We start from the raw sequence: 19,312 nt of genomic DNA, 5'->3' as shown, positions 1-19,312 counted from the left end.
GGTGATCAGTCCTTCCCGCTGGAGAAGTGTACTCTGCTGCCGCCCAAGGATTCCCTCGGCAGAACACCGGCCGGGACAAGATCAATCACGGTGACTTCAGGGGGCGCGAAAAAGCGGATCGGAGGCCCCCAGGTTCCAGTCCCCCGGCTCACATGAAGGCAGGAAGAATCAGAAAGCCGGAAGAAACCCGTATGGAGGGGAAAATAAAATCGGGTAATCAGACTGAAGGGAAAAATCTGGCCCTTATGGGTATGGCCGGAAAGCTGCAAATCAAAAAGGCCGAGTGCATTCCTGTTCACGATTGGCTGATGCTTCAAAAGAATGGTAAAATGCTGTTCCGGCAGGTTTTTCAGCAATTCCGCCTCCACGACGGGGCGGTGCTGACCGATAGCCCGTCCTGCCGGATCATCGATTCCCGCGATATTGATCAAACCGGCAACCGTCACCCCCTCACCCCGAAGCAGGACAAACCCGGCCTTGCGGGCAAATTTCTGAGCCTCGGAAATTCCAGCATAAAATTCATGATTCCCGGTAATGGCATACTTTCCCAGACGCGGTCGGATGTCCTGCAGGAGGGGAAGAACCTTCTCCAGACTGTTGATCTGTCCGTCCACCAGATCCCCCGTCGATACAAGAAGATCAGGCTTTGCGTCCCGCACGACCCGGAGCATCCGGGAAACGAAATCGGAACCGATCATCAGCCCGACATGGACATCGGAAATCTGAACGAGCCGAAGCGGTCCTGCTTCCGGCAACAGTTTCTCCGTCTTGATTGTCAGAGCTTGCACCCGGATGTTCCGGGCCTCAAACCAGCCGTAAACATAAATTCCCAGAGCCAGAGTCAGGGGAATAAGCAGAGCCTGACGGGGCGAGGGCATCAAGGAGGCAAAAATCTCTTTATTCCAGATCCATTCGGCCAGAAAAAGAATCAGGCGGGAGAAATCGAGCAGGAGAGAAGCGGAAAGGAAGAGAAACAGCCCCCCCATCCAGGTATATCCAACAAGAGAAAGCGTCCGGGCAGTCGCTTCCAGACCGTTCTGTTCCGCTATCCTGACTCCTGCCGGGGCAAGAATCATGATCGCCATGATCACGATCATCAGGATCGAGAGTGTCGGCCCCGGAGAAAAAGCCGACTTGATCTTCCAGAAGGCATATCCGTGAATGCCGCCATAAAGCAGAAAAAAAATCAGCAGAAAACGAAACATGCCTTTTAAAACTTGACCTTCGGCGCTGCCTTGGCCGCCGCGGGCACTTCATAAAAGGACGCCGGCTGAAAGCCGAAAATCGCGGCGATCAGATTGTTGGGAAAGCGTCGAATCGCGACGTTGTAACGACGGACCTCTTCGTTATACCGTCGTCTTTCCACGGCGATCCGATTTTCCGTACCGGCCAGTTCATCCTGAAGGCGAAGAAAATTCTGATTGGACTTGAGATCGGGGTATTGCTCCACCACAACAAGAAGCCTGCTCAAAGCCCCGGACAGATCAGTGTTGGCCTGAATCTTTTCCGGCACGGTTCCGGCTCCACCGACACGGGCTCGCGCATTGGTCACCTCGATCAGGACATCCTTTTCCTGCCGGGCATATCCTTTCACGGTTTCAACGAGATTCGGAATCAGGTCGTATCGGCGCTGGAGCTGATTTTCCACCTGAGCCCAGGAACTTTTGACGGTCTCATCCAAAGTGACAAACGTATTGTATTGTCCCCTGAAAAAGGAATAAAGCGAAGCCAGAACAATCAATGCGACTGCCGCCACGATCAGAATATTTTTCCTGCCTGATGTCATCTCTTTACCTCCCGGAAAATCCAGTTATTCATCTCAATGTCTTCTTGAGCCTGAATGACAGAGTCCCCATGCAGAATCCCCTGGTTCTATTTTAAATCATTTGCGGCGCGAAACCGTTCCCTTTGGGTTCCCGGTCCATGGGATGCCGCAATCACAGCCGATCGACAGAATCGCACAATTTGCCGATCTCCTTCATGCAGGACTTCACCAGACGGTCCAACTCCGATGCGCTGCAGTGGTCTTCCCCCTCCCGAATGTCGGCGCAGCGCAGAAATACTTCCGGATCAATAATAGGAAACGCCCAGGCCATCGCCTTGATCACTCCCCGCCGTGAAGAAGGAATCTCACGACCCCTGAGGTACAGCAGCGCCTCGAACAGGGCCGTAAATGCAGTCAGCGATTTCGCGACCAGACGCCGCAGAGTTCCTTCCTTTCCTTCCGTATCCAGATAGCTTTTCCGGAGAAGAAACAGTTTTCCTTTGAGTTCCCGTTCAATCTGCAGACGGAGCGCCTCGAGATCGAAGGACAGCGATTGCAGGACATCCTCACCATAAACCAGAAGGTAGGAATTCTTCATGTTCAGGAATTCAACGGGATAGGAATCCAGCGAAGAATTCATGTCGGATTGGGTCATAATCAGCGGCGCGTCGACCTTGCGGGACTTCCACTTTTTAGCAGGAGAAATCGCCCGTTCCAGGTTTTCCAGGCCCGCGTCGTCCAGAATCAGCAGGAAGTTGAGATCGGAGATGCCGGGGCGGTAATCATCACTGGCGCCGCTTCCATAAAGGATGATCGACACCAGGCTGTCCCCGAAAATCTGCCTGTAATCCTCCGTTATTTCAGGAAAGATCTCTTCAGGATTTTTTGGTATTCTCGCCACTTGGCCTTTGCCTCCTAAAACCCGCGGCTGGCACCGCCACCTCCACTGCTGCCTCCCCCGAAACCGCCAAAGCCGCCTCCAAAGCTCCCGAATCCATCGAAATCTCCGCCACCGCCCCTTCGACCGCTGCCGCTGAGCAGCATCATCAGAATCAGAGGCAGGGACTCGCGCCCTCTGCGGCTCCCCATAACGAAAAGAAAGATCAGCAGAAGGAAAAGCCAGGGGCCATATCCGCCGCCCTGATTGGCCGGCCTGTTTACCGGCTGCGGAACGGTCGGGGTGCCCGTCAGGGTCACTCCTGCCTCTTGAGCGAGGATGAGGGAAACGGCCGTGGCGGCACGAACAAGTCCAAGACTGTATTCCCCTTTTTTCAGGTAAGGAACCACATTCTGATCGAGAATTGCACCAACCCGCCCGTCAGGAAGGATACCCTCCACACCATAACCGGTCTCGATCCGGATCTTTCTTTCCTGAAAGGTAAGGAAAATCAGGACTCCCCGGTCTTCTCCCTTTCCTCCTATCCCCCAGGCCTGATAGAGGCGGTTGACATAGTCATTAAGATCGTTATCACCAATGGACTTTACCGTTGCCACGACAACCGATGTCCCCGTTTTATCGAGCACTTCCCGGGCAAGATCTTCCATCCGCACGGCATCGGCAGCTGAGATCACACCGGCAAAATCATTGACCGCACCCTGTGGTGATGGGAAGGTGTCCTGAGCCAGTGACGGTCGGGAGTTCAACAACACGGCCAGTATTGTCAAAAAGATGAAAACAACAGCCCGCAGGGGCCATATAAAGCATGGATCCCGATTGATCATGTTGCTTTCACAGGGCCTTTCTGTCCGAAAAACAGCATTTTTTTCAGTGCATCATATGTCAGTGCGTAACAAAATAGCAAATGTTAATTCCAGAACTTATGAAGGTTACACGGTGTCAATGCCGTAAGGACAGACATTTGGGAATTTCTTAACTTGTCGAGACCACAAATTGTTTCTTCAGAATATGGACATGCCCGGAGACATGACAAAAAATGGGGCATGATTGGAGGTAAACACGGGCGGGTCGTGTCCGAGAATTTCTCTTACGGCCGGATGACGTTTGAATTTTCGATTCAGAAAATGGCGCACCCGAAGGCGGTCCCACCCCAAGGGATGGACAAAATCTCGATAGAGGGAAAGATCGCCTGGATAAAAGAGTCTCGTTTCCAGACCGGACATCTCGGGCCCCCAGGCCGGGAGGTTGAAAATCGCCACATTGAGAAAATCGATGCAGGAAGCATGTTCAACGACAAAGGAAAGGGTCTTCTCCGCCGCAGCTGGCGATTCCGGTGGCGTTCCGAAAAGCAGGTACACATACGTGGCAACTCCCGCTTCTTTCAGAGTCTTCAAAACCCGGGAGGCTGTGGTCAATTCGATTCCCTTCTGAAGGGCATCCAGCACCGCTTGATCACCGGATTCCAACCCCAGTTTGAGCAGAACACATCCGGACCGTTTCAGGGACCGGCAGAATTCCAGATCCGCCAGATGTTCCGTAATCCGCGCAAAGCCATACCAGGGCGCTCCCGGCGGAAATTCGGTCAGAGCACTCAACAGCGCGGGGCTGAGAGCGTTATCCAGAAGATGGATCAGTACAGGTCGATTTCTCTGCACCAGTTCCTGAAGTTCAGCGATGGCCCTGGTCACGGGAATCGCCGAATAGGGCTGTCCTTCAGCCTTTTCAGGGCAGAAGGCGCACCGGCGCCAGTAACAGCCCCGGGATGCACTGTAGGGCAGAATGAATCCGGGAGCCAGGTAGGCATGTTCATGAAAATCTTCGTAATCGGGAGGGAAGTCCCGATCACCCGGGTGTCGGCCCAGAAGGTTCAGAAGCGGCTTCTCTCCCGCCCCGGCAATCAGGTCATCTACCAGTCCGGAAAAGGGATTGCGCCAGTCGGAACGGCTCATCCAGGAGGTGACCAGTCCCCCGCCCAGGACAAGCTTCACCCCCGGATACTCCCGCCGGAGGAAGCCCATCATGGCGAAGGTGCATAACGCCTGACTGAGAAAATTCAGCGAAAAACCGATCCGCGAAGGGGACAGGGATTCCAGCAGACCGTGCAATCGGCTCCGGAAATAGGGATAAAACGGATTGGCCTCCGGACAGTCCGCGGAGGCAAGAAGATCCTCGCTGCGAACAGGAGTCAGGTCTTTCTCTTCGTAGTTGGCAAGGCTTAAATGGACATGGGATCTCTTCGGCGACACTTGCTCCAGCACGCGATTCACATCGCGAATCGCCCTCTGGTAGCGATCCCGGTTCCTGTATCCCCTCCAGCCCCGGAGTGCCTGAAGATGGTCCGGCAGGTGGTTCAATGCTCGGCGGGTCCAGGTGTCGGAAGCAATGTTCTCGCCGCACTTCCCCGACAAAAGGCTCAACAGCCCCTCCAGATTGGCATCCAGAAGTGTAAAGGGCACCCCCTGTCCTCTCAGGGTGCCGGCCAGTTTAGCTATACCAGCCGGAGGCTCACAGGGCTTGACAACGGGGGGATAGATCAACAGCATAATGCTTTTTCTTTATGATGAAACGGGAAATTTCATTTTCCCTGTTGCAGGTATTCCATATAAAATCGATAAAAGGCCGCAATCACAAGGGCATGGCTGATATCGCCCTCCCGGATCAGTTTGGGGATCTCATCCAAAGGCTTCAGAATGACTTCAATATCCTCGTTTTTATCCAGGTTCTGCTCTCCGGCAAGATAAACGTCCTTAGCCAGGAAAGTATAGCAGAGATTATTCTGGATCGCTGGATTGGGGTATACCGTCCCCAGGGAAATCAGGGAAGTATCCACATATCCGGTTTCCTCCTGAAGTTCTCGCCGAGCAGCCCCCGCCGGCGAATCGTAATCCTCAACAAGCCCACCTGGAATTTCAAGAGTCACCGTCCGGGTGCCGTGACGGTACTGATGGACCAGCACGACTTCATTTTGAGAGGTCAGAGGAATGACATTGACCCAGGGAGACGACTCGAAAACAACGAAGTCCGAAGACAGGCCGGTCCGGGGAGAAAGGGCTCGATCAGTCCGGAGGGTAAGGAACCGATTGGAACGATCAGATCTGCTTGACAAAACGGTCCAGTCTTTTGGTGGCATAACAGAACCAGCTCCTTTTCATAAACATCAATATGATAAACAATTCCCAATTTTTCAGAGTCGTTTAACATGCATAACGAATTATTTCAATTCACTGATACATCAGCATTCTATCTAATGGAAGTCAGGAATCGCTTCAAGGAAAATGCTTGCTTTTCCTTGAAGCCGCACATAGCCTCTTAAAGGGTTGTTGCCACAGGATAAAGCCAAACAATCACTTCAGCATGAAGCAGCGCGATTTACAGGACGCGTTCATTTTTGTAAAAAATAAAAGATAATATCATGGCCAAAACAATATATGCGCCCTAAAGGTAAAAAAGAAGGGCTTGGGTAAAGAAATGATCCATGATGAGAAATGGCGGGTTGTTTGTGTTGCATCGGGAATGATCAACGCTCATATCATTGAAGGAAGATTGAAAGCAGAGGGAATTGCTACACGCCTGAGCTATGAAATAGCCGGGGTCCTTTATGCGACCACTGTCGACGGGCTCGGGGAAGTGAAAATTTTGGTACCTGAAACAGATCTGGAGAGAGCCCAAAAAGCTCTCGAACAATCCTACAAAGACGATGATCTATCTTGACTGGTTTATAAAGATATTCGCCAGCGGGATGAGGCATCAGCGAAAGTTTTCTTCTTTTTTATATCTTCTTGCTCATTGTGCGCCAGGCATCCCTTGCATATACCGTGGACTAAAAAATTGCTGCACGATCTATAATGATTCAGTCCGGGAATGACGCTCCATCGGCTGCTCTGATCGTCTGAATTACTTTATCTTTTCAGTTCCCTTGCAACACCCCGCAGAGCCTGACTGCTTTTGGCGTTAACGCCCAAAGGTTCACGGATAACATCCTGTATTGTCCGGTAGGATGCTTGAACTGAAAAAGAAAGTCCCAGAAAAGCCCCGAAGGGATTTCGATTCGCAGGTATACGCAATTCAAAATCCGCCATGAATGTATACCACTGCAACGGAAAATATATGACGCTCCCCCACTGAATGGAAACACCCGGCAACAGGTCTCTGATCCAGCGGACAAGTTCCAGCAACCCTAGAAGGCGAACAGGTCTTTCATCTCTTCCGGCACACAGAAAGTGATCAAATCCCCCATAAAAATTCAAGACGGCGTATTTGTTCCAAACCCCCATAAAAACTCTGTCGCGGGATACGCGAATCGCTTCCCGGATTGCTTTCTGCGGGTCACCAGCTAGTTCAAGGGAGGCGATCAGGGTGACTATGTCAAATTCATTATCAGAAAAGGGAAGATCTTCCGCCTCTCCTGCATAAATATCCGCTCGATGGCCCAGTTTATTTCTTGCACTCTCAATTTTGTCAAGAGACCGTTCAACCCCTGTAACGCTGCATCCCTGATTTCTGAACAAAAGAAGATGTTCGCCGGTACCACATCCAACGTCAAGAAGCCTTTCTCCTGTGCGCGGCATAGACAAATCCAGAATCAATTTCTCACCGCGAGATTCAATGAAACGTCTTACCGGAGAATTCCTGCAAACAGCGCGGGAAGAATCCAACTCTTCATGAAACAGCATTTTACCTATCCTTTTAAACCTTCGGTATTCAAGAATGTCAGATTCAATCTTATTTTAAAGTCTTTCCCTAAGGCAGCCGCCATCAGGCAACATTCTGATGCACAGTCCCTTCACGCAGGTTGTTTTCTGTATCATTTGTATGTAAATACTCTGGAATTCGGGATGATAGTTTTTAACACACATGCATCCCCTGAGCAAGGAAAGATAGACATGTCGAGAATAGCTTAAATCTCCCTTGACAGGCTCTTGTATCTTTAATAGATAATACTTCAGCTATTTTGAAGTAGGTTATTTTTAGAATAATTTTTCGATTTAAATTCAAATCATCGTTATGTCTGAATACTTCACCCGGGCTTTGCTTCCAGGCTTTGCTACACAATCTCCAGATCCTGATAATCCAAGGGATATTATAACGTGTCGTAGTTCCAGCCTTTTTATAAATGTGAAGTGACTGTGAAGCTTTCATGTCATTACTGAATTTTTGACATTTTTCACAAATAAGCGTTAAGAATCATAGTTTTTAATAAACTGCACGGAGAAGGTATTATGGAAAAAATGCCCATTACGAAGTCTGGATTTGAAAATCTCAAGAAAGAGCTGGAGCACCTCAAATGTGTTTTGATTCCAGCTAATATAAAGGATATTGAAATTGCACGCGCCCATGGAGATTTATCAGAAAATGCCGAATACACTGCTGCAAAGGAAAAGCAGTCCTTTCTTCATGGAAAGCTGCAGGAGCTGGAAAACAATCTCGCTTTATCCAACGTCATCGATCTCAAAATGCTGAGTGACGACAGGATCGTTTTCGGGGCGACAGTTATCATTGAAGAAGCTAGCACAGGTAAGCAAACCAACTATCAATTGGTCGGTCCTTTTGAATCAAATATTTCTGAAAACAAGATTTCCGTCACTTCGCCCATCGGAAAAGCATTAATCGGCAAATCAATCGGAGACGAAGTAAAGGTCCATACACCCGGTGGGATTCGAAATTTCGAAGTGGTAGATATTTATATCAATCCGTCGGAGTTATAGTCTTTTATCGTTTCTATAAGATTTAATTCTTATTCTCTCAAAAAGATAAAAAAGCCGGCATTGGATTTGTCATGATCACTCCAATGCCGGCTCCCTGGTATTATCCAATTGTATAAGTTGTTATTTCTCTATATTCTTCCTGCCACACCAATCCTGTTAATTGCTCTTGCTAATGAAGCTCTTAGCTTCTCATATTCCAAGTCTTCTTTTGATAATTTAGCCATCTCCTGTTCGGCTCTTGCCTGGGCTCTCATCGCTCTTTCTTTATCGATCAGTTCCGCTTCTTCAGCCGTCTCAACAAGAACTGTTACTTTCTCTGACGTCACTTCTGCAAAGCCCGTGTTAACCGCATAATAATGCTTCTTATTTTTCACTGTAAAGCTTAACTCACCGATATCTACGGAACTTAGCAACGATTCATGACCCTTATAAACACCAAACTCTCCTTCGCTCCCAGGAATGGTCACTTCCTCAACCACACTACTGAAAGCCATCTTCTCCGGAGTGACAATTTCTAATATCAGTTCTTCAGCCATTGATTTCCCCTGCTCTTATTGCTCCTGATATTTTTTGGCTTTTTCAACCGCTTCCTCGATCCCCCCAACCATATAAAAGGCCTGCTCGGGTAAATCGTCATATTTTCCTTCCAATATTTCCTTAAATCCTCTGACTGTGTCCGGCACAGACACAAATTTCCCGTCGACACCTGTGAACTGGGCTGCGACAAAGAATGGCTGAGAAAGGAATCTCTGAATTTTTCTTGCCCTGTTAACGGTCAACTTATCTTCTTCAGATAGTTCGTCCATTCCGAGGATGGCGATGATGTCCTGCAGGTCTTTGTATTTCTGCAGAGTTACCTGAACTGCTCTGGCCACTTTATAATGCTCTTCACCCAGAACAATTGGATCAAGAATGCGCGATGTCGAATCCAATGGATCGACCGCCGGATAGATTCCCAGTTCTGCAATCGGTCTTGACAAAACGACTGTTCCGTCAAGGTGGGCAAATGTCGTTGCAGGCGCCGGGTCTGTCAAGTCGTCTGCGGGAACGTACACGCACTGGACAGCTGTAATGGAGCCTTTGTCTGTTGATGTAATTCTCTCCTGCAGCTCACCAAGGTCTGTCGCCAGTGTCGGCTGATAACCCACCGCTGACGGCATGCGTCCGAGAAGGGCGGATACTTCTGAACCCGCCTGTGTAAACCGGAAAATATTATCAACGAAGAGTAGCACGTCCTGCCCTTCAACATCACGGAAATATTCCGCTGCTGCCAATGCGGTAAGAGATACTCTCGCTCTTGCTCCCGGAGGTTCGGTCATCTGTCCGTAAATCAGAGCGGCTTGTTTGATAACGCCTGATTCCAGCATCTCTCTGTAAAGGTCGTTACCTTCACGCGTTCTTTCACCCACACCGGCAAAAACTGAAATACCGCCATGATGCATTGCAATATTGTGAATCATTTCCATCATGACAACCGTTTTGCCGCATCCTGCTCCACCGAACAGCCCCATCTTGCCGCCCCGGGGGAAAGGTACCAGCAAATCGATAACTTTCACACCCGTCTCGAGAACGTGCACTGATGTATCCTGCTCCAGGAAGGATGGTGCTTCTCTATGAATCGGCATGGTATTTTTTGCCTCAATGGGACCCAGTCCATCAACTGGCTTCCCAACGACATTCAGAATTCTGCCGAGACATTCTTTACCGACTGGAACTGTGATTGGCGCACCCGTATCTTTTGCCGGCATCCCTCTGACCAAACCATCAGTAACATCCATTGCAATGCAGCGAACATTGTTGTCTCCCAAGTGCTGCGCCACCTCAACAATCAGATTGTCCTCTTCATCATTGATGACGGGATTAGTAATGGTAATGGCGTTCAAGATTGCCGGAAGCTGGCCCTCTTCGAATACAACGTCAATGACCGGCCCGATCACCTGTACAATCCTTCCTATATTCATCTTAGTCTCCTTTTCGCTACGGAAATCATGATCCTTTTATCTATAAATCAGAAGTAACATTCCCGATTTATATTCTTGCAAGCTTTTATTTCTAACCCTTCGCCAACGCTTCGGTGCCACCAACGATATCCATAAGCTCAGCTGTAATCGCCGACTGCCGGACTTTATTGTACTGAAGCGTCAGCGTGCTGATCATTTCATCACAGTTTCTTGTGGCATTATCCATAGCGGCCATTCTGGCGCCATTTTCTCCTGCGGAAGTCTCAAGAAGAGCTCTGAAGATCAACACATGTATATACATTGGAAGCAGCTTGCCGATTAATTCTTCATCTGAAGGCTCGTAATTGTAATCGATTCTCTTCTCAGCCTCAATCTCTGCATCCTGTCCTACGGAGGGCAAAGGAAGCAGTCTCACAACGGCCGGTCGCTGCATTGATACATTGATGAATTCGTTATAAATCAGATACAATTCATCATACTCCTCATTTACAAATGGATCGATAACATCCTCTGCAATTTCTACTGCAAGGGTCATATCAAATTTGCTCATTACATCAGCACGGTCGCTGACAAGAGCATATTTTCTTTTGAAGTATTCTCTAACTTTCCTCCCAATTGGCGTCAAATCTACCTCTAGCCCCTCAGCTATCTTCTCTCTTACAAACCTTTCTGTCGATTTTATGAGGCTCGAATTAAATCCGCCACAAAGTCCCCTGTCTGAGCTCATGGAGACCACTCTTATTCTTTTTGCTTCTCTGGCTGCAAGGAGCGGGTGCGCATCCGGGCTCACCCTGACGGCGAGACTGCTCAATACTTCCATAAACTTCATGGCATAGGGACGGAAACTCTCCATTCTTGTCTGCGACGTTCTGAACTTCGATGCCGCAACCATGTTCATGGCCCGAGTGATCTGCTTTGTTTTCTCTACCGCTGCTACTTTCCTTTTAATGTCCTTTAATGCGGCCATTAAAACTTACTCCCTTTCCTCAACTTGACTGTGTTGTTTGGTGTTCGACTTTTCCCTCTTAATCTCACTACCAGCTCACAGGTTATTATAGTCTCCTACCCTGCAACAAACACTGAATCAAACGCCGTCAGCGCTTCCTTAATCTTCTGTTCCAATTCTGGCGAAATGACCTTCTTATCATCTATTTCCTGCATAATATCCTGGTGTTTACTTTTCATATATGCCAGAACCTGCGGTTCATACTCCTTTATTTTTTCAACTTCATACTTATCAAGAAATCCTCGCGTTCCTGCGAATAAAACAATGACTTCTTCCGCCAGACTCATCGGCTGGAACTGAGGTTGCTTCAAAATTTCTACCAACCGCACACCACGATCAAGCTGAGCCTGTGTCGCTTTATCCAAGTCGCTTCCGAACTGAGCAAATGATGCAAGTTCACGATACTGAGCCAAATCCAGTTTCAGCGTGCCAGCAACCTGCTTCATAGCCTTGACCTGGGCCGCGCCACCTACGCGGGATACGGAAAGGCCCACATTAATTGCCGGGCGAATACCTGAGAAGAAAAGGCTCGGCTCCAAATAAACCTGGCCATCCGTAATCGAAATAACATTTGTCGGAATATACGCTGAAACATCACCGGCCTGTGTTTCGATAATCGGCAATGCCGTCAGCGAGCCACCACCCAGATCTGCACTGACACGCGCTGATCTTTCCAGCAGCCTGGAGTGATTATAGAAAATGTCCCCCGGATATGCCTCCCGTCCCGGCGGTCGTCTTAAAAGCAGTGAAATCTGTCTGTAAGCGACGGCCTGTTTGGACAGATCGTCATAGATGATCAGGGCATCCTGGCCCCGGTCTCTGAAATATTCACCGATACTGCATCCGGCATATGCAGCGATGTACTGCAATGTCGCTGGGTCACTGGCGCATCCGGCCACAACACAGGTATAGGACATTGCGTCATGTTTCCTGAGATTTTCAACAATCTGAGAAACGGTGGATTTCTTTTGACCAATTGCCACATAAATGCACTTCACACCGGTATCCTTCTGCCGAATAATTGCGTCAATACCTATGGCCGTTTTTCCGATCTGGCGGTCTCCAATAATGAGTTCACGCTGACCTCTGCCGATCGGTGTCATGGCATCGATAGCTTTGAGGCCGGTGTACATGGGCTCATTAACGGGCTGACGTTTGATAACACCGGGAGCAATCATCTCTATTCGGCTGAACTCCGTAGCTCCAAGGGGCCCCTTTCCATCAATAGGTTCTCCCGTCGCATCGATAACTCTGCCCAGCAGCGCCTCTCCAACTGGAATCTGTGCGATTTTACCCGTCCTCTTAACTATGTCACCTTCCTTAATGTGGGTTACATCCCCAAGGACGGCAACACCAACGTTGTCCGCTTCTAGGTTCAACACCATGCCCATGATACCGCCAGGAAACTCCAGCAGCTCCATGGCCATTGCATTTTCAACGCCATATATTCTGGCAATGCCGTCACCGACGGAAAGGACGGTACCGGTTTCACTGACATCAAGCTTCTTCTCATAATCCCGAATTTGCTTGGATATTATTTGACTTATTTCCTCTGCCTTGATTGTATCCATGGTCTATACTGCCTCCCCTAAGAGATTCCTTATATTACTCAACTGAGTCTTTATGCTTCCATCATAAAGCGTATCCCCTACTCTGATGACAATACCACCCAGCAGAGAACGATCTTCCTCAACAACGATTTCTGTCTGCTTGCCGGTCATCTGTTCCAGACCCTGCTTAATGTCCGAGGTCACATCAGCCGGCAACGGAAAAGCCGTTTTCACACTCACCCGGACTCTCTTCAATACTTCATCCATCAATACGCGATAGTAATCCGCAATTTCGGCAAGCATTCCTATTCTTTTCTTATCCACCAGCAATTTCAAAAAGTTCGTCGTCATATCCGACATTCTGATCTTCTGAATAATTGCTTCCACTACAGCTTTCTTTTCAGCCTGATTGAAGACAGGATTCGCAAGAAATTCCTTAAGATTTCTGTCTCCCTGAACGATCCGTGCGAATCCACTCAACTCTTCATAATACTTTTCGTAGAGTTTGTCTTCGCCGGCAATATCAAAGAACGCTCTGGCATACCGCTTTGCAATACCGCTGTTGATCAATGTTTTCTCACCACCTTATCCAAGTAATCTTTAACCATACTCTGATGATCTTCCGGGGTTATATTCCTCTTTAAAATATCTTCAGCCACATGGACGGACAACTGGACAGCTTCCATCCTCAGCTGCTGACTCGCTTTCTTGAGTTCCTGTTCAATCCTTGCCTGGGTATCTTCCTTCATCTTGGCAGCAGCCTTTCGAGCATCCTCAAGGATTTTCTCCTTTTCAGCCTGCCCCTGAGCCCTGATCATTTCATAAACGCCCTCAATCTCTTTCGAAGCCTTGTCCAGCTTTTCGGAATATTCCTTAAACTTGTGTTCAGCCGCCTCTTTTGCCAAGCGAGCCTCTTCTAGAGTCGTCTTGATCTCTTCCCGCCTGCCACTGAAAAAGCTTTTAACCTTACTTGCGAGCAGCCAGTAAAAAAGGCCGACCAAGATAATGAAATCGAGAACTCGCCATCCAAAGTTAACCCAGTCCGTACCTTCCTCTCCGTGCCCTCCACCTTCGGCCGCCATCGCGACCAACGGCACCAGAACCGAGAAACAGAGGACAGCCGCAATGCGTCCACAATATCCTTTCAGGGAGTGATGCCACACAGACTTTTTCATCGGATACTCCTTCCCATCACTTTTTCAGCAATCTCCATTGCCAACTTTTCCGACTGCTCATGCAGCACGCGCTTCGCTTCAGCGACGTCTTTGGCGACTTTCTCCTGAAACTGTTCTACCATCCGAGGCGCTTCCTGACGTGCCGTATCAAGAATGGCCTTTGCAGCATCCGCACCTTCCTGAACGATTTCCTTCTTCTGCTCAAGAGCACTGCTTTTGGCAAGCCTCAGCTCCTCCTCATACCGAGCTTCCTTCTGCGCTATGGTCAGGTTCAGCTCTTTGATTTCCTGCTCCGATGCTTCAATCTGCGCCTTCCGCTTCTGAAGCATTCCCATAACGGGTTTGTAAAGGAGCACATTCAGAACAAAAATCAAGAAAAGGAAATTAACGACCTGTATCCAAAAAGTATAATCAAGACCGATTGTCATGACCCATCCCTCTCCGTTTGATAATTCAACTCTCTTCAGCTTTACTGCCTTAACAGGCACTTAAAAACAAAACAGCCGGATGGATATTAAACCATACCCACCCGGCTGTGACTTATAAGCTCAACCGTCCCCTTGCAAATCTCATCAGCACTGTCCACAAACCGCCCAACATAGCAAAACACGGGATTCACGTCCTTTATTAAGCTCCAAATATTATCAACCAACAGGCGAGCTTGCATTAATCATAACTCAAAGTGATTGTCAAGAACTTTTGGATGGAAATTACGTTCTTCATGTCAGCTTCATTCTTTTCCGTTTGCATATCTCAGGGCTGCAGAATATACCTTCTCATACTGACATTTAAAAGCAATCCTACACAGATCAGCAATGAAACAATGGCTGAGCCGCCGTAACTCAAGAAAGGCAGGGGAATGCCTACAACGGGCATCATCCCAAGAACCATTCCGATATTGATTAAGACTTCCCAAAAAAACAGGACCGCCAGTCCGTACGCAATCAATGTTCCCAGAAAATCCCGTGAATGGAGAGCGATTTTCAGACTCCAGAGAATCAGAGACATAAAAAGGACGATCACCATCCCCCCTCCCAGGAATCCCCACTCTTCGGCAAATACAGAAAAAACAAAATCCGTCTGTTGTTCCGGAAGAAACTGCAGCTGCGTCTGAGTTCCTTTCAGGTATCCTTTGCCAAGAATCCCCCCCGAGCCAACTGCGATCATGGACTGGATGATATGATATCCGGATCCCAGGGGATCGCGTTCGGGATTCAAAAAAGTTAGAACTCTTTCTCTTTGATATTCTTTCAGAAAATACCAGCTGACAGGCGTCATGGAAACAACCAGCGAAATTACGCAGGCCAGCGATTTCCACCGGATTCCCACAAACAGGATCATGGAGGCGAAAACAATAAGAAGGACCAGTGCGGTTCCCAGATCGGGCTGCTTCAGAATCAGGATAAAGGGAACCAGAAGAAACAGGAAGGGAATCAGCAGCTCCCTCAGGCGATAACCTGAGGTAAGCTTATGATCATCGAAATATTTTGCAAGCGCCAGTATAATAGTTAATTTGACCAGTTCAGAAGGCTGAAAAGAAAAATTCCCCAGGGAAATCCAGCGTTGCGACCCATGTGTTGCATACCCGTGAAAAAAGACGATGATCAGAAATAAAACCGCCACGCCATGCAGAATGTAAGCATATTGACTGATCAATCGGTAATCAAGGCAAAACACGATACTCATGCAGAAAAGACCAATCAGTATCCACTGTAACTGCTTGATATAGAAGGGATTTGCCTTGGTGCCGGAAAAGCTGTAACCGGCACTGTAGATGTTTAAAACCCCTACCGCACAGATCGTCAGTACAAGGATAAGCAGGGTCCAGTCAAAATTAAAGATCAGTCGACGGTCAAACCTCATGCCGCGCCCACTGAAAAATTCAATTTGCCGATATTTTTATTATTTCGCGATTTCATCTTTTTCAATCCTGCCCTCATCCCTTTTTACGGTTGTTTTGCAGGATGCCCCTCATTGTCCGTTTTCTTTTCAGGAATGCTGCCGCCATATTTCTTGCTGTCATAGTAAGCATCCAATATCTTCCGGGCAACGGGCGCCGCTGCCGAACCTCCATGACCGCCATGTTCGACAATCACCGCCACGACGATCTCCGGATTCCGGCATGGAGCAAAACAGGTAAACAGGGCATGATCCTGATACTTTCTGATCGATTGCAGGGAACGCCGCGATTTCTCGCCGGCAGGCAGACCGATGACCTGGGAAGTCCCCGTCTTGCCGCAGACATCCTGCTCCGGACGCCGTAAAGCACCTCCGGTGCCGTTTTTCTCATTGACAACCCCCCATAATCCACCTTTAAGCGACTCCAGGGTTTGCAGGCTGACCGGCAGAGAGCCTTTCTTTTCCGGTTTCATTACCTTTACTATCCGACCATCGGGCGATTCGATTCTCTTGACAATGTGTGGACGATAGAGGGTTCCACCATTGGCCATGGCACTGTATGCGCTGGCCAATTGCAGGGGAGTGACCGTATTGAACCCCTGGCCGATCGACGCTGAGATGGTTTCTCCCATCATCCAGGGTTTTTTGAATTTTGTCATTTTCCATTCTTTGGTGGGGATCATCCCTGCCTTTTCCCGGGGCAGATCAACACCTGTCAAGGCGCCGAAACCGAATTTTTTCGCATACCAGGCAATTGTATCCACTCCGAGCATTTTCCCGATCCTGTAAAAATAAACATCGCAGGATTCAACGATAGCCCGATGGAGATTGACCATACCATGTCCATGTTTCTGCCAGCAGCGATAAGACCGGTTTCCCAGTTCAAAAGAACCGGTGCACAGAAAAGATGTAGAAGGCGATATCAGCCCCTCTTCCAGAGCCGCGGCGGCCACCATTAATTTGTAAGTCGAACCGGGCGGATACTGTCCTGAAATCGCCCGCTGTTCCATCGGGTGATTCGGATCTCGAGCAAGAGCGTTCCAATTGGCTGTTGAAATCCCCCCATTAAACAGATTGGGATCAAATCCGGGGGAGCTGACCATTGCGTAAATGGAACCGTCCCGGGGGTCCATGGCCACTACCGCACCCGATTTACCTTTCATGGCCTCCCAGGCAACCTTCTGGAGGTTGGCGTCAATCGTCAAAACAAGATTATAACCTGGAGTGGGATCAATTTTTCCGAGAACCCGGACAGCTTTTCCAAGAGCGTTCACTTCAACCTGCTCTGCCCCATTTTTTCCCCGGAGATAGGCATCGTAATATTTTTCAATGCCGTACTTGCCAACCATATCGCCGGGGCTGTACATTCCGTTTGATTTTTCCAGTTCTTCCTGACTGACCTCATTGACATATCCCACAATATGGGCAATCATCTCACCGGCCAGATATTTACGAATCGGTACAACCTCAACCGCCACACCTGGTAGTTCAAGAGTGTGGGTTTCTATCATCGCCAGTTTTTCCCGACTGATATTTTTATCAATTTTCGAAGGGATGAAAGGATGGGCCTTTTCTATCATGGATAGCCCTTCCGGCAGCTCCCAGGATCTTGACGCATAAAGGGCGGACAATGCCGGACCCGCATATTTTTTATCTTCCGGACGATTGGGAATAAAAATCAGATCAAAGGAGGTCTGGTTGTCCACAAGGATATTCCCGGAGGTGTCCAGAATCATACCCCGTAAAGAATTGATCTTCCGGAGACGAACACTGTTGTTTTCAGAACGCTGCCGGAGCTCAGGTCCCTTGATCACCTGAAGGTACCACAGTCTCACAAGAAGCAGGGACAGAGCAACCAGAACGACTGCAAAAGCAATCTTGAACCGCTGCCGGTAATCAGCGGTTTCGTGCCCTTTTATCCGACCTTTCAGCCCCAACATTCAATAAGTCTCCAAAGCGTCTGAAGGTGTTAAAACATGCCGGACTTATAAGGCTGACCACCAACACCTGCGGAAGAAAAACGCTGATAAATTTATGAAATAAATCAAGATCCCTAATATATTTATAAAACATCAGAACAATCCAGCATTCTAAAAGAGCGCAGACAAATACGTAAGACATGATGAAAAACGTTTTTTCGGCATACACCCTGAGTGAAACCAGCATCGAGAGAAAAAAAACAGACAGGTAGAGTACGACATAAAGCCCCATCACGGTCCCCATGATTATGTCCAGGAAAAACCCCAAGGAAAAACTCAACAGTCCTCCTTTCAGAACATCCATATGAAATCCTGCATATATTACCAGAATAAGAGTAATCTCAACACAGACCCTGTTGAAGAAAAGAAGTTCGAAAACTGTTGTTTGGAAAACGACAAAGAGGAACGAAAAGATGGGCAAAAGAAGGAAGTAGATCACTCTCTCGCACCTTTTTCCTGTGGCATCAAAACGAGCACTTCCTCCAGTTTCGAAAAATCAACTGAAGGAACCACCTCAACTTTCTGGAACAGACCGTCTCCTCCCCTGGTTACCCTGGAAACCGTTCCCAACAGCCATGATTTCGGAAATACGCCGCAAATTCCGGAGGTAATGACAGCATCGCCCACATGGACTTCCTCCATTTTAGGGACGTATTTAAGCACGCAGCATCCCTGCGAATTTCCCTGAAGAATCCCCTGAACTCGACCTCGCTGAACGAGCGAATCCACATTACTGTTTTCATCAATCAGCAACAGAACCCGCGATACATGCCAGGAGGTCTCTATGATCCGCCCCACCACGCCACTGTCGGCAACGACGGGCATTCCCGCTTTGATACCCTGAGCGCTTCCTTTGTTGATCATGACCGTCTGGTGGAGAGATTTCCTGTTTCGGCCGGTCACCGAAGCCGCAACCGCCTTATATGAGACCTGGTTTTTCAGAGAAAGCAGTTTTTTAAGCCGGAGCCCTTCAAGATATCCTTCCTGATGCTGAATCAACTGCTGCGTCAGCAAGGCGTTCTGCCTGAGAAGACGTCTGTTTTCATTTTCCAGTCCAACGAGAAACAGATATCGCTTCCATATGTTGTTAAGAGCCCTGACGGGGGCATTGACGATGTTTTCAATCGGCACAGCCAGCTCCAGGACGAGCTTTCGTATGAAACCGTTTTCCGCGGAAGGATTGACTATATTGTAAGAAAGCATGATCAGAGAAATAACAACCATGATCGTTGCTAAAATCGCGGATCGATGTTTCTTGAGAAACAGCATGCTATGTTCCGTCTCTTTGGGATGGAAAGAGATGATTGAAGCTCTTGATAAACGAAAGAAAGCTTTTTCCGCTGTCCATCTGCCGTGACACGAATTATGAAATCC

20 protein-coding genes are annotated in these 19,312 nt (G+C 48.5%); 2 read left to right on the top strand and 18 right to left on the bottom strand.

The annotated features are described in order from the left end of the window. Window positions 1–5 precede the first annotated feature (5 nt). The 6 genes from SYN_RS03065 to SYN_RS03040 form a co-directional block, all read right to left on the bottom strand. A complete protein-coding gene (locus SYN_RS03065) occupies window positions 6–1,205 on the bottom strand; it encodes a metallophosphoesterase (protein ID WP_011416555.1) in 1,200 nt (399 codons plus the stop codon). A 5-nt stretch (window positions 1,206–1,210) separates the two neighbouring features. Further along, window positions 1,211–1,786 carry a LemA family protein gene (locus SYN_RS03060; protein ID WP_011416554.1) on the bottom strand — a complete coding sequence of 192 codons (576 nt, stop codon included), beginning with the start codon at window positions 1,784–1,786 and terminating at the stop codon, window positions 1,211–1,213. A 151-nt stretch (window positions 1,787–1,937) separates the two neighbouring features. Then, entirely contained in the window at window positions 1,938–2,666 is a 729-nt protein-coding gene (locus tag SYN_RS03055) for a nucleotidyltransferase domain-containing protein (RefSeq protein ID WP_011416553.1), read from the bottom strand. Window positions 2,667–2,680: 14 nt separating this feature from the next. Further along, entirely contained in the window at window positions 2,681–3,487 is an 807-nt protein-coding gene (locus SYN_RS03050) for a TPM domain-containing protein (RefSeq protein ID WP_011416552.1), read from the bottom strand. 177 nt (window positions 3,488–3,664) lie between these two features. Next, on the bottom strand, window positions 3,665–5,206 hold the full coding sequence (locus tag SYN_RS03045) for a B12-binding domain-containing radical SAM protein (protein WP_011416551.1): 1,542 nt from the start codon (window positions 5,204–5,206) through the stop codon (window positions 3,665–3,667). Window positions 5,207–5,238: 32 nt separating this feature from the next. Continuing rightward, on the bottom strand, window positions 5,239–5,793 hold the full coding sequence (locus tag SYN_RS03040) for an NUDIX hydrolase (protein WP_011416550.1): 555 nt from the start codon (window positions 5,791–5,793) through the stop codon (window positions 5,239–5,241). A gap of 326 nt (window positions 5,794–6,119) precedes the next feature. On the opposite strand from SYN_RS03040, the gene SYN_RS03035 reads away from it, so the two are divergent. Next, entirely contained in the window at window positions 6,120–6,374 is a 255-nt protein-coding gene (locus SYN_RS03035) for a putative signal transducing protein (RefSeq protein ID WP_011416549.1), read from the top strand. A gap of 188 nt (window positions 6,375–6,562) precedes the next feature. Here the strand turns inward: SYN_RS03035 and SYN_RS15015 are convergent, their stop codons facing one another. After that, the gene (locus SYN_RS15015; RefSeq protein ID WP_011416548.1) at window positions 6,563–7,336 is read right to left on the bottom strand and encodes a class I SAM-dependent methyltransferase; all 774 of its coding nucleotides are present in this window, start codon (window positions 7,334–7,336) and stop codon (window positions 6,563–6,565) included. A 546-nt stretch (window positions 7,337–7,882) separates the two neighbouring features. Between SYN_RS15015 and greA the strand changes: the two genes are divergently transcribed. Then, on the top strand, window positions 7,883–8,368 hold the full coding sequence (gene greA, locus SYN_RS03020) for a transcription elongation factor GreA (RefSeq protein WP_011416547.1): 486 nt from the start codon (window positions 7,883–7,885) through the stop codon (window positions 8,366–8,368). A 128-nt stretch (window positions 8,369–8,496) separates the two neighbouring features. On the opposite strand, the gene SYN_RS03015 is transcribed toward greA, so the two are convergent. The 11 genes from SYN_RS03015 to mreC all read right to left on the bottom strand — a co-directional run bounded on the left by SYN_RS03015 (window position 8,497) and on the right by mreC (window position 19,207). Then, window positions 8,497–8,904, bottom strand: coding sequence for a F0F1 ATP synthase subunit epsilon (locus tag SYN_RS03015; protein WP_011416546.1), 408 nt, complete (start codon window positions 8,902–8,904; stop codon window positions 8,497–8,499). Window positions 8,905–8,919: 15 nt separating this feature from the next. After that, window positions 8,920–10,329: a F0F1 ATP synthase subunit beta gene (atpD, locus tag SYN_RS03010; RefSeq protein WP_011416545.1), complete on the bottom strand. Its 1,410-nt coding sequence runs from the start codon at window positions 10,327–10,329 to the stop codon at window positions 8,920–8,922. A gap of 91 nt (window positions 10,330–10,420) precedes the next feature. Next, window positions 10,421–11,296, bottom strand: a complete 876-nt coding sequence (gene atpG / locus SYN_RS03005; protein WP_011416544.1) for an ATP synthase F1 subunit gamma — start codon at window positions 11,294–11,296, stop codon at window positions 10,421–10,423. A 95-nt stretch (window positions 11,297–11,391) separates the two neighbouring features. Next, the gene (gene atpA / locus SYN_RS03000; RefSeq protein ID WP_011416543.1) at window positions 11,392–12,906 is read right to left on the bottom strand and encodes a F0F1 ATP synthase subunit alpha; all 1,515 of its coding nucleotides are present in this window, start codon (window positions 12,904–12,906) and stop codon (window positions 11,392–11,394) included. A 3-nt stretch (window positions 12,907–12,909) separates the two neighbouring features. Continuing rightward, entirely contained in the window at window positions 12,910–13,455 is a 546-nt protein-coding gene (atpH, locus tag SYN_RS02995) for an ATP synthase F1 subunit delta (protein WP_011416542.1), read from the bottom strand. After that, complete coding sequence (gene atpF, locus SYN_RS02990; protein WP_011416541.1) at window positions 13,452–14,060, bottom strand: F0F1 ATP synthase subunit B; 609 nt, start codon at window positions 14,058–14,060, stop codon at window positions 13,452–13,454. Before atpF ends, atpH begins: the two co-directional genes overlap by 4 nt. Then, window positions 14,057–14,488 (bottom strand): ATP synthase F0 subunit B, encoded by a 432-nt coding sequence (locus tag SYN_RS02985; RefSeq protein WP_041584661.1) that lies wholly within the window; start codon window positions 14,486–14,488, stop codon window positions 14,057–14,059. The genes atpF and SYN_RS02985 overlap by 4 nt, the downstream gene beginning before the upstream one ends. A gap of 325 nt (window positions 14,489–14,813) precedes the next feature. Further along, entirely contained in the window at window positions 14,814–15,923 is a 1,110-nt protein-coding gene (gene rodA, locus SYN_RS02980) for a rod shape-determining protein RodA (RefSeq protein WP_011416539.1), read from the bottom strand. Window positions 15,924–16,006: 83 nt separating this feature from the next. After that, on the bottom strand, window positions 16,007–17,899 hold the full coding sequence (gene mrdA / locus SYN_RS02975; protein ID WP_011416538.1) for a penicillin-binding protein 2: 1,893 nt from the start codon (window positions 17,897–17,899) through the stop codon (window positions 16,007–16,009). Beyond that, complete coding sequence (locus SYN_RS02970; RefSeq protein WP_148202463.1) at window positions 17,856–18,242, bottom strand: hypothetical protein; 387 nt, start codon at window positions 18,240–18,242, stop codon at window positions 17,856–17,858. The genes mrdA and SYN_RS02970 overlap by 44 nt, the downstream gene beginning before the upstream one ends. Before the next feature lie 131 nt (window positions 18,243–18,373). Then, the gene (gene mreC / locus SYN_RS02965) at window positions 18,374–19,207 is read right to left on the bottom strand and encodes a rod shape-determining protein MreC (protein ID WP_011416536.1); all 834 of its coding nucleotides are present in this window, start codon (window positions 19,205–19,207) and stop codon (window positions 18,374–18,376) included. Window positions 19,208–19,312 lie beyond the last annotated feature (105 nt).

Source organism: Syntrophus aciditrophicus SB (genome assembly GCF_000013405.1).
Classification (GTDB): Bacteria; Desulfobacterota; Syntrophia; order Syntrophales; family Syntrophaceae; genus Syntrophus; species Syntrophus aciditrophicus.
This window is presented reverse-complemented; position numbering and strand designations above follow the sequence as displayed.

Bases quoted from the DNA above. Each gene is read 5' to 3' on its own strand.
- SYN_RS03065 (WP_011416555.1), bottom strand. From the start codon at position 1,205: ATGTTTCGTTTTCTGCTGATTTTTTTTCTGCTTTATGGCGGCATTCAC.
- SYN_RS03060 (WP_011416554.1), bottom strand. From the start codon at position 1,786: ATGACATCAGGCAGGAAAAATATTCTGATCGTGGCGGCAGTCGCATTG.
- SYN_RS03050 (WP_011416552.1), bottom strand. From the start codon at position 3,487: ATGATCAATCGGGATCCATGCTTTATATGGCCCCTGCGGGCTGTTGTT.
- SYN_RS03045 (WP_011416551.1), bottom strand. From the start codon at position 5,206: ATGCTGTTGATCTATCCCCCCGTTGTCAAGCCCTGTGAGCCTCCGGCT.
- SYN_RS03040 (WP_011416550.1), bottom strand. From the start codon at position 5,793: ATGCCACCAAAAGACTGGACCGTTTTGTCAAGCAGATCTGATCGTTCC.
- SYN_RS15015 (WP_011416548.1), bottom strand. From the start codon at position 7,336: ATGCTGTTTCATGAAGAGTTGGATTCTTCCCGCGCTGTTTGCAGGAAT.
- greA (WP_011416547.1), top strand. From the start codon at position 7,883: ATGGAAAAAATGCCCATTACGAAGTCTGGATTTGAAAATCTCAAGAAA.
- SYN_RS03015 (WP_011416546.1), bottom strand. From the start codon at position 8,904: ATGGCTGAAGAACTGATATTAGAAATTGTCACTCCGGAGAAGATGGCT.
- atpD (WP_011416545.1), bottom strand. From the start codon at position 10,329: ATGAATATAGGAAGGATTGTACAGGTGATCGGGCCGGTCATTGACGTT.
- atpG (WP_011416544.1), bottom strand. From the start codon at position 11,296: ATGGCCGCATTAAAGGACATTAAAAGGAAAGTAGCAGCGGTAGAGAAA.
- atpA (WP_011416543.1), bottom strand. From the start codon at position 12,906: ATGGATACAATCAAGGCAGAGGAAATAAGTCAAATAATATCCAAGCAA.
- atpF (WP_011416541.1), bottom strand. From the start codon at position 14,060: ATGAAAAAGTCTGTGTGGCATCACTCCCTGAAAGGATATTGTGGACGC.
- SYN_RS02985 (WP_041584661.1), bottom strand. From the start codon at position 14,488: ATGACAATCGGTCTTGATTATACTTTTTGGATACAGGTCGTTAATTTC.
- rodA (WP_011416539.1), bottom strand. From the start codon at position 15,923: ATGAGGTTTGACCGTCGACTGATCTTTAATTTTGACTGGACCCTGCTT.
- mrdA (WP_011416538.1), bottom strand. From the start codon at position 17,899: ATGTTGGGGCTGAAAGGTCGGATAAAAGGGCACGAAACCGCTGATTAC.
- SYN_RS02970 (WP_148202463.1), bottom strand. From the start codon at position 18,242: ATGGATGTTCTGAAAGGAGGACTGTTGAGTTTTTCCTTGGGGTTTTTC.
- mreC (WP_011416536.1), bottom strand. From the start codon at position 19,207: ATGCTGTTTCTCAAGAAACATCGATCCGCGATTTTAGCAACGATCATG.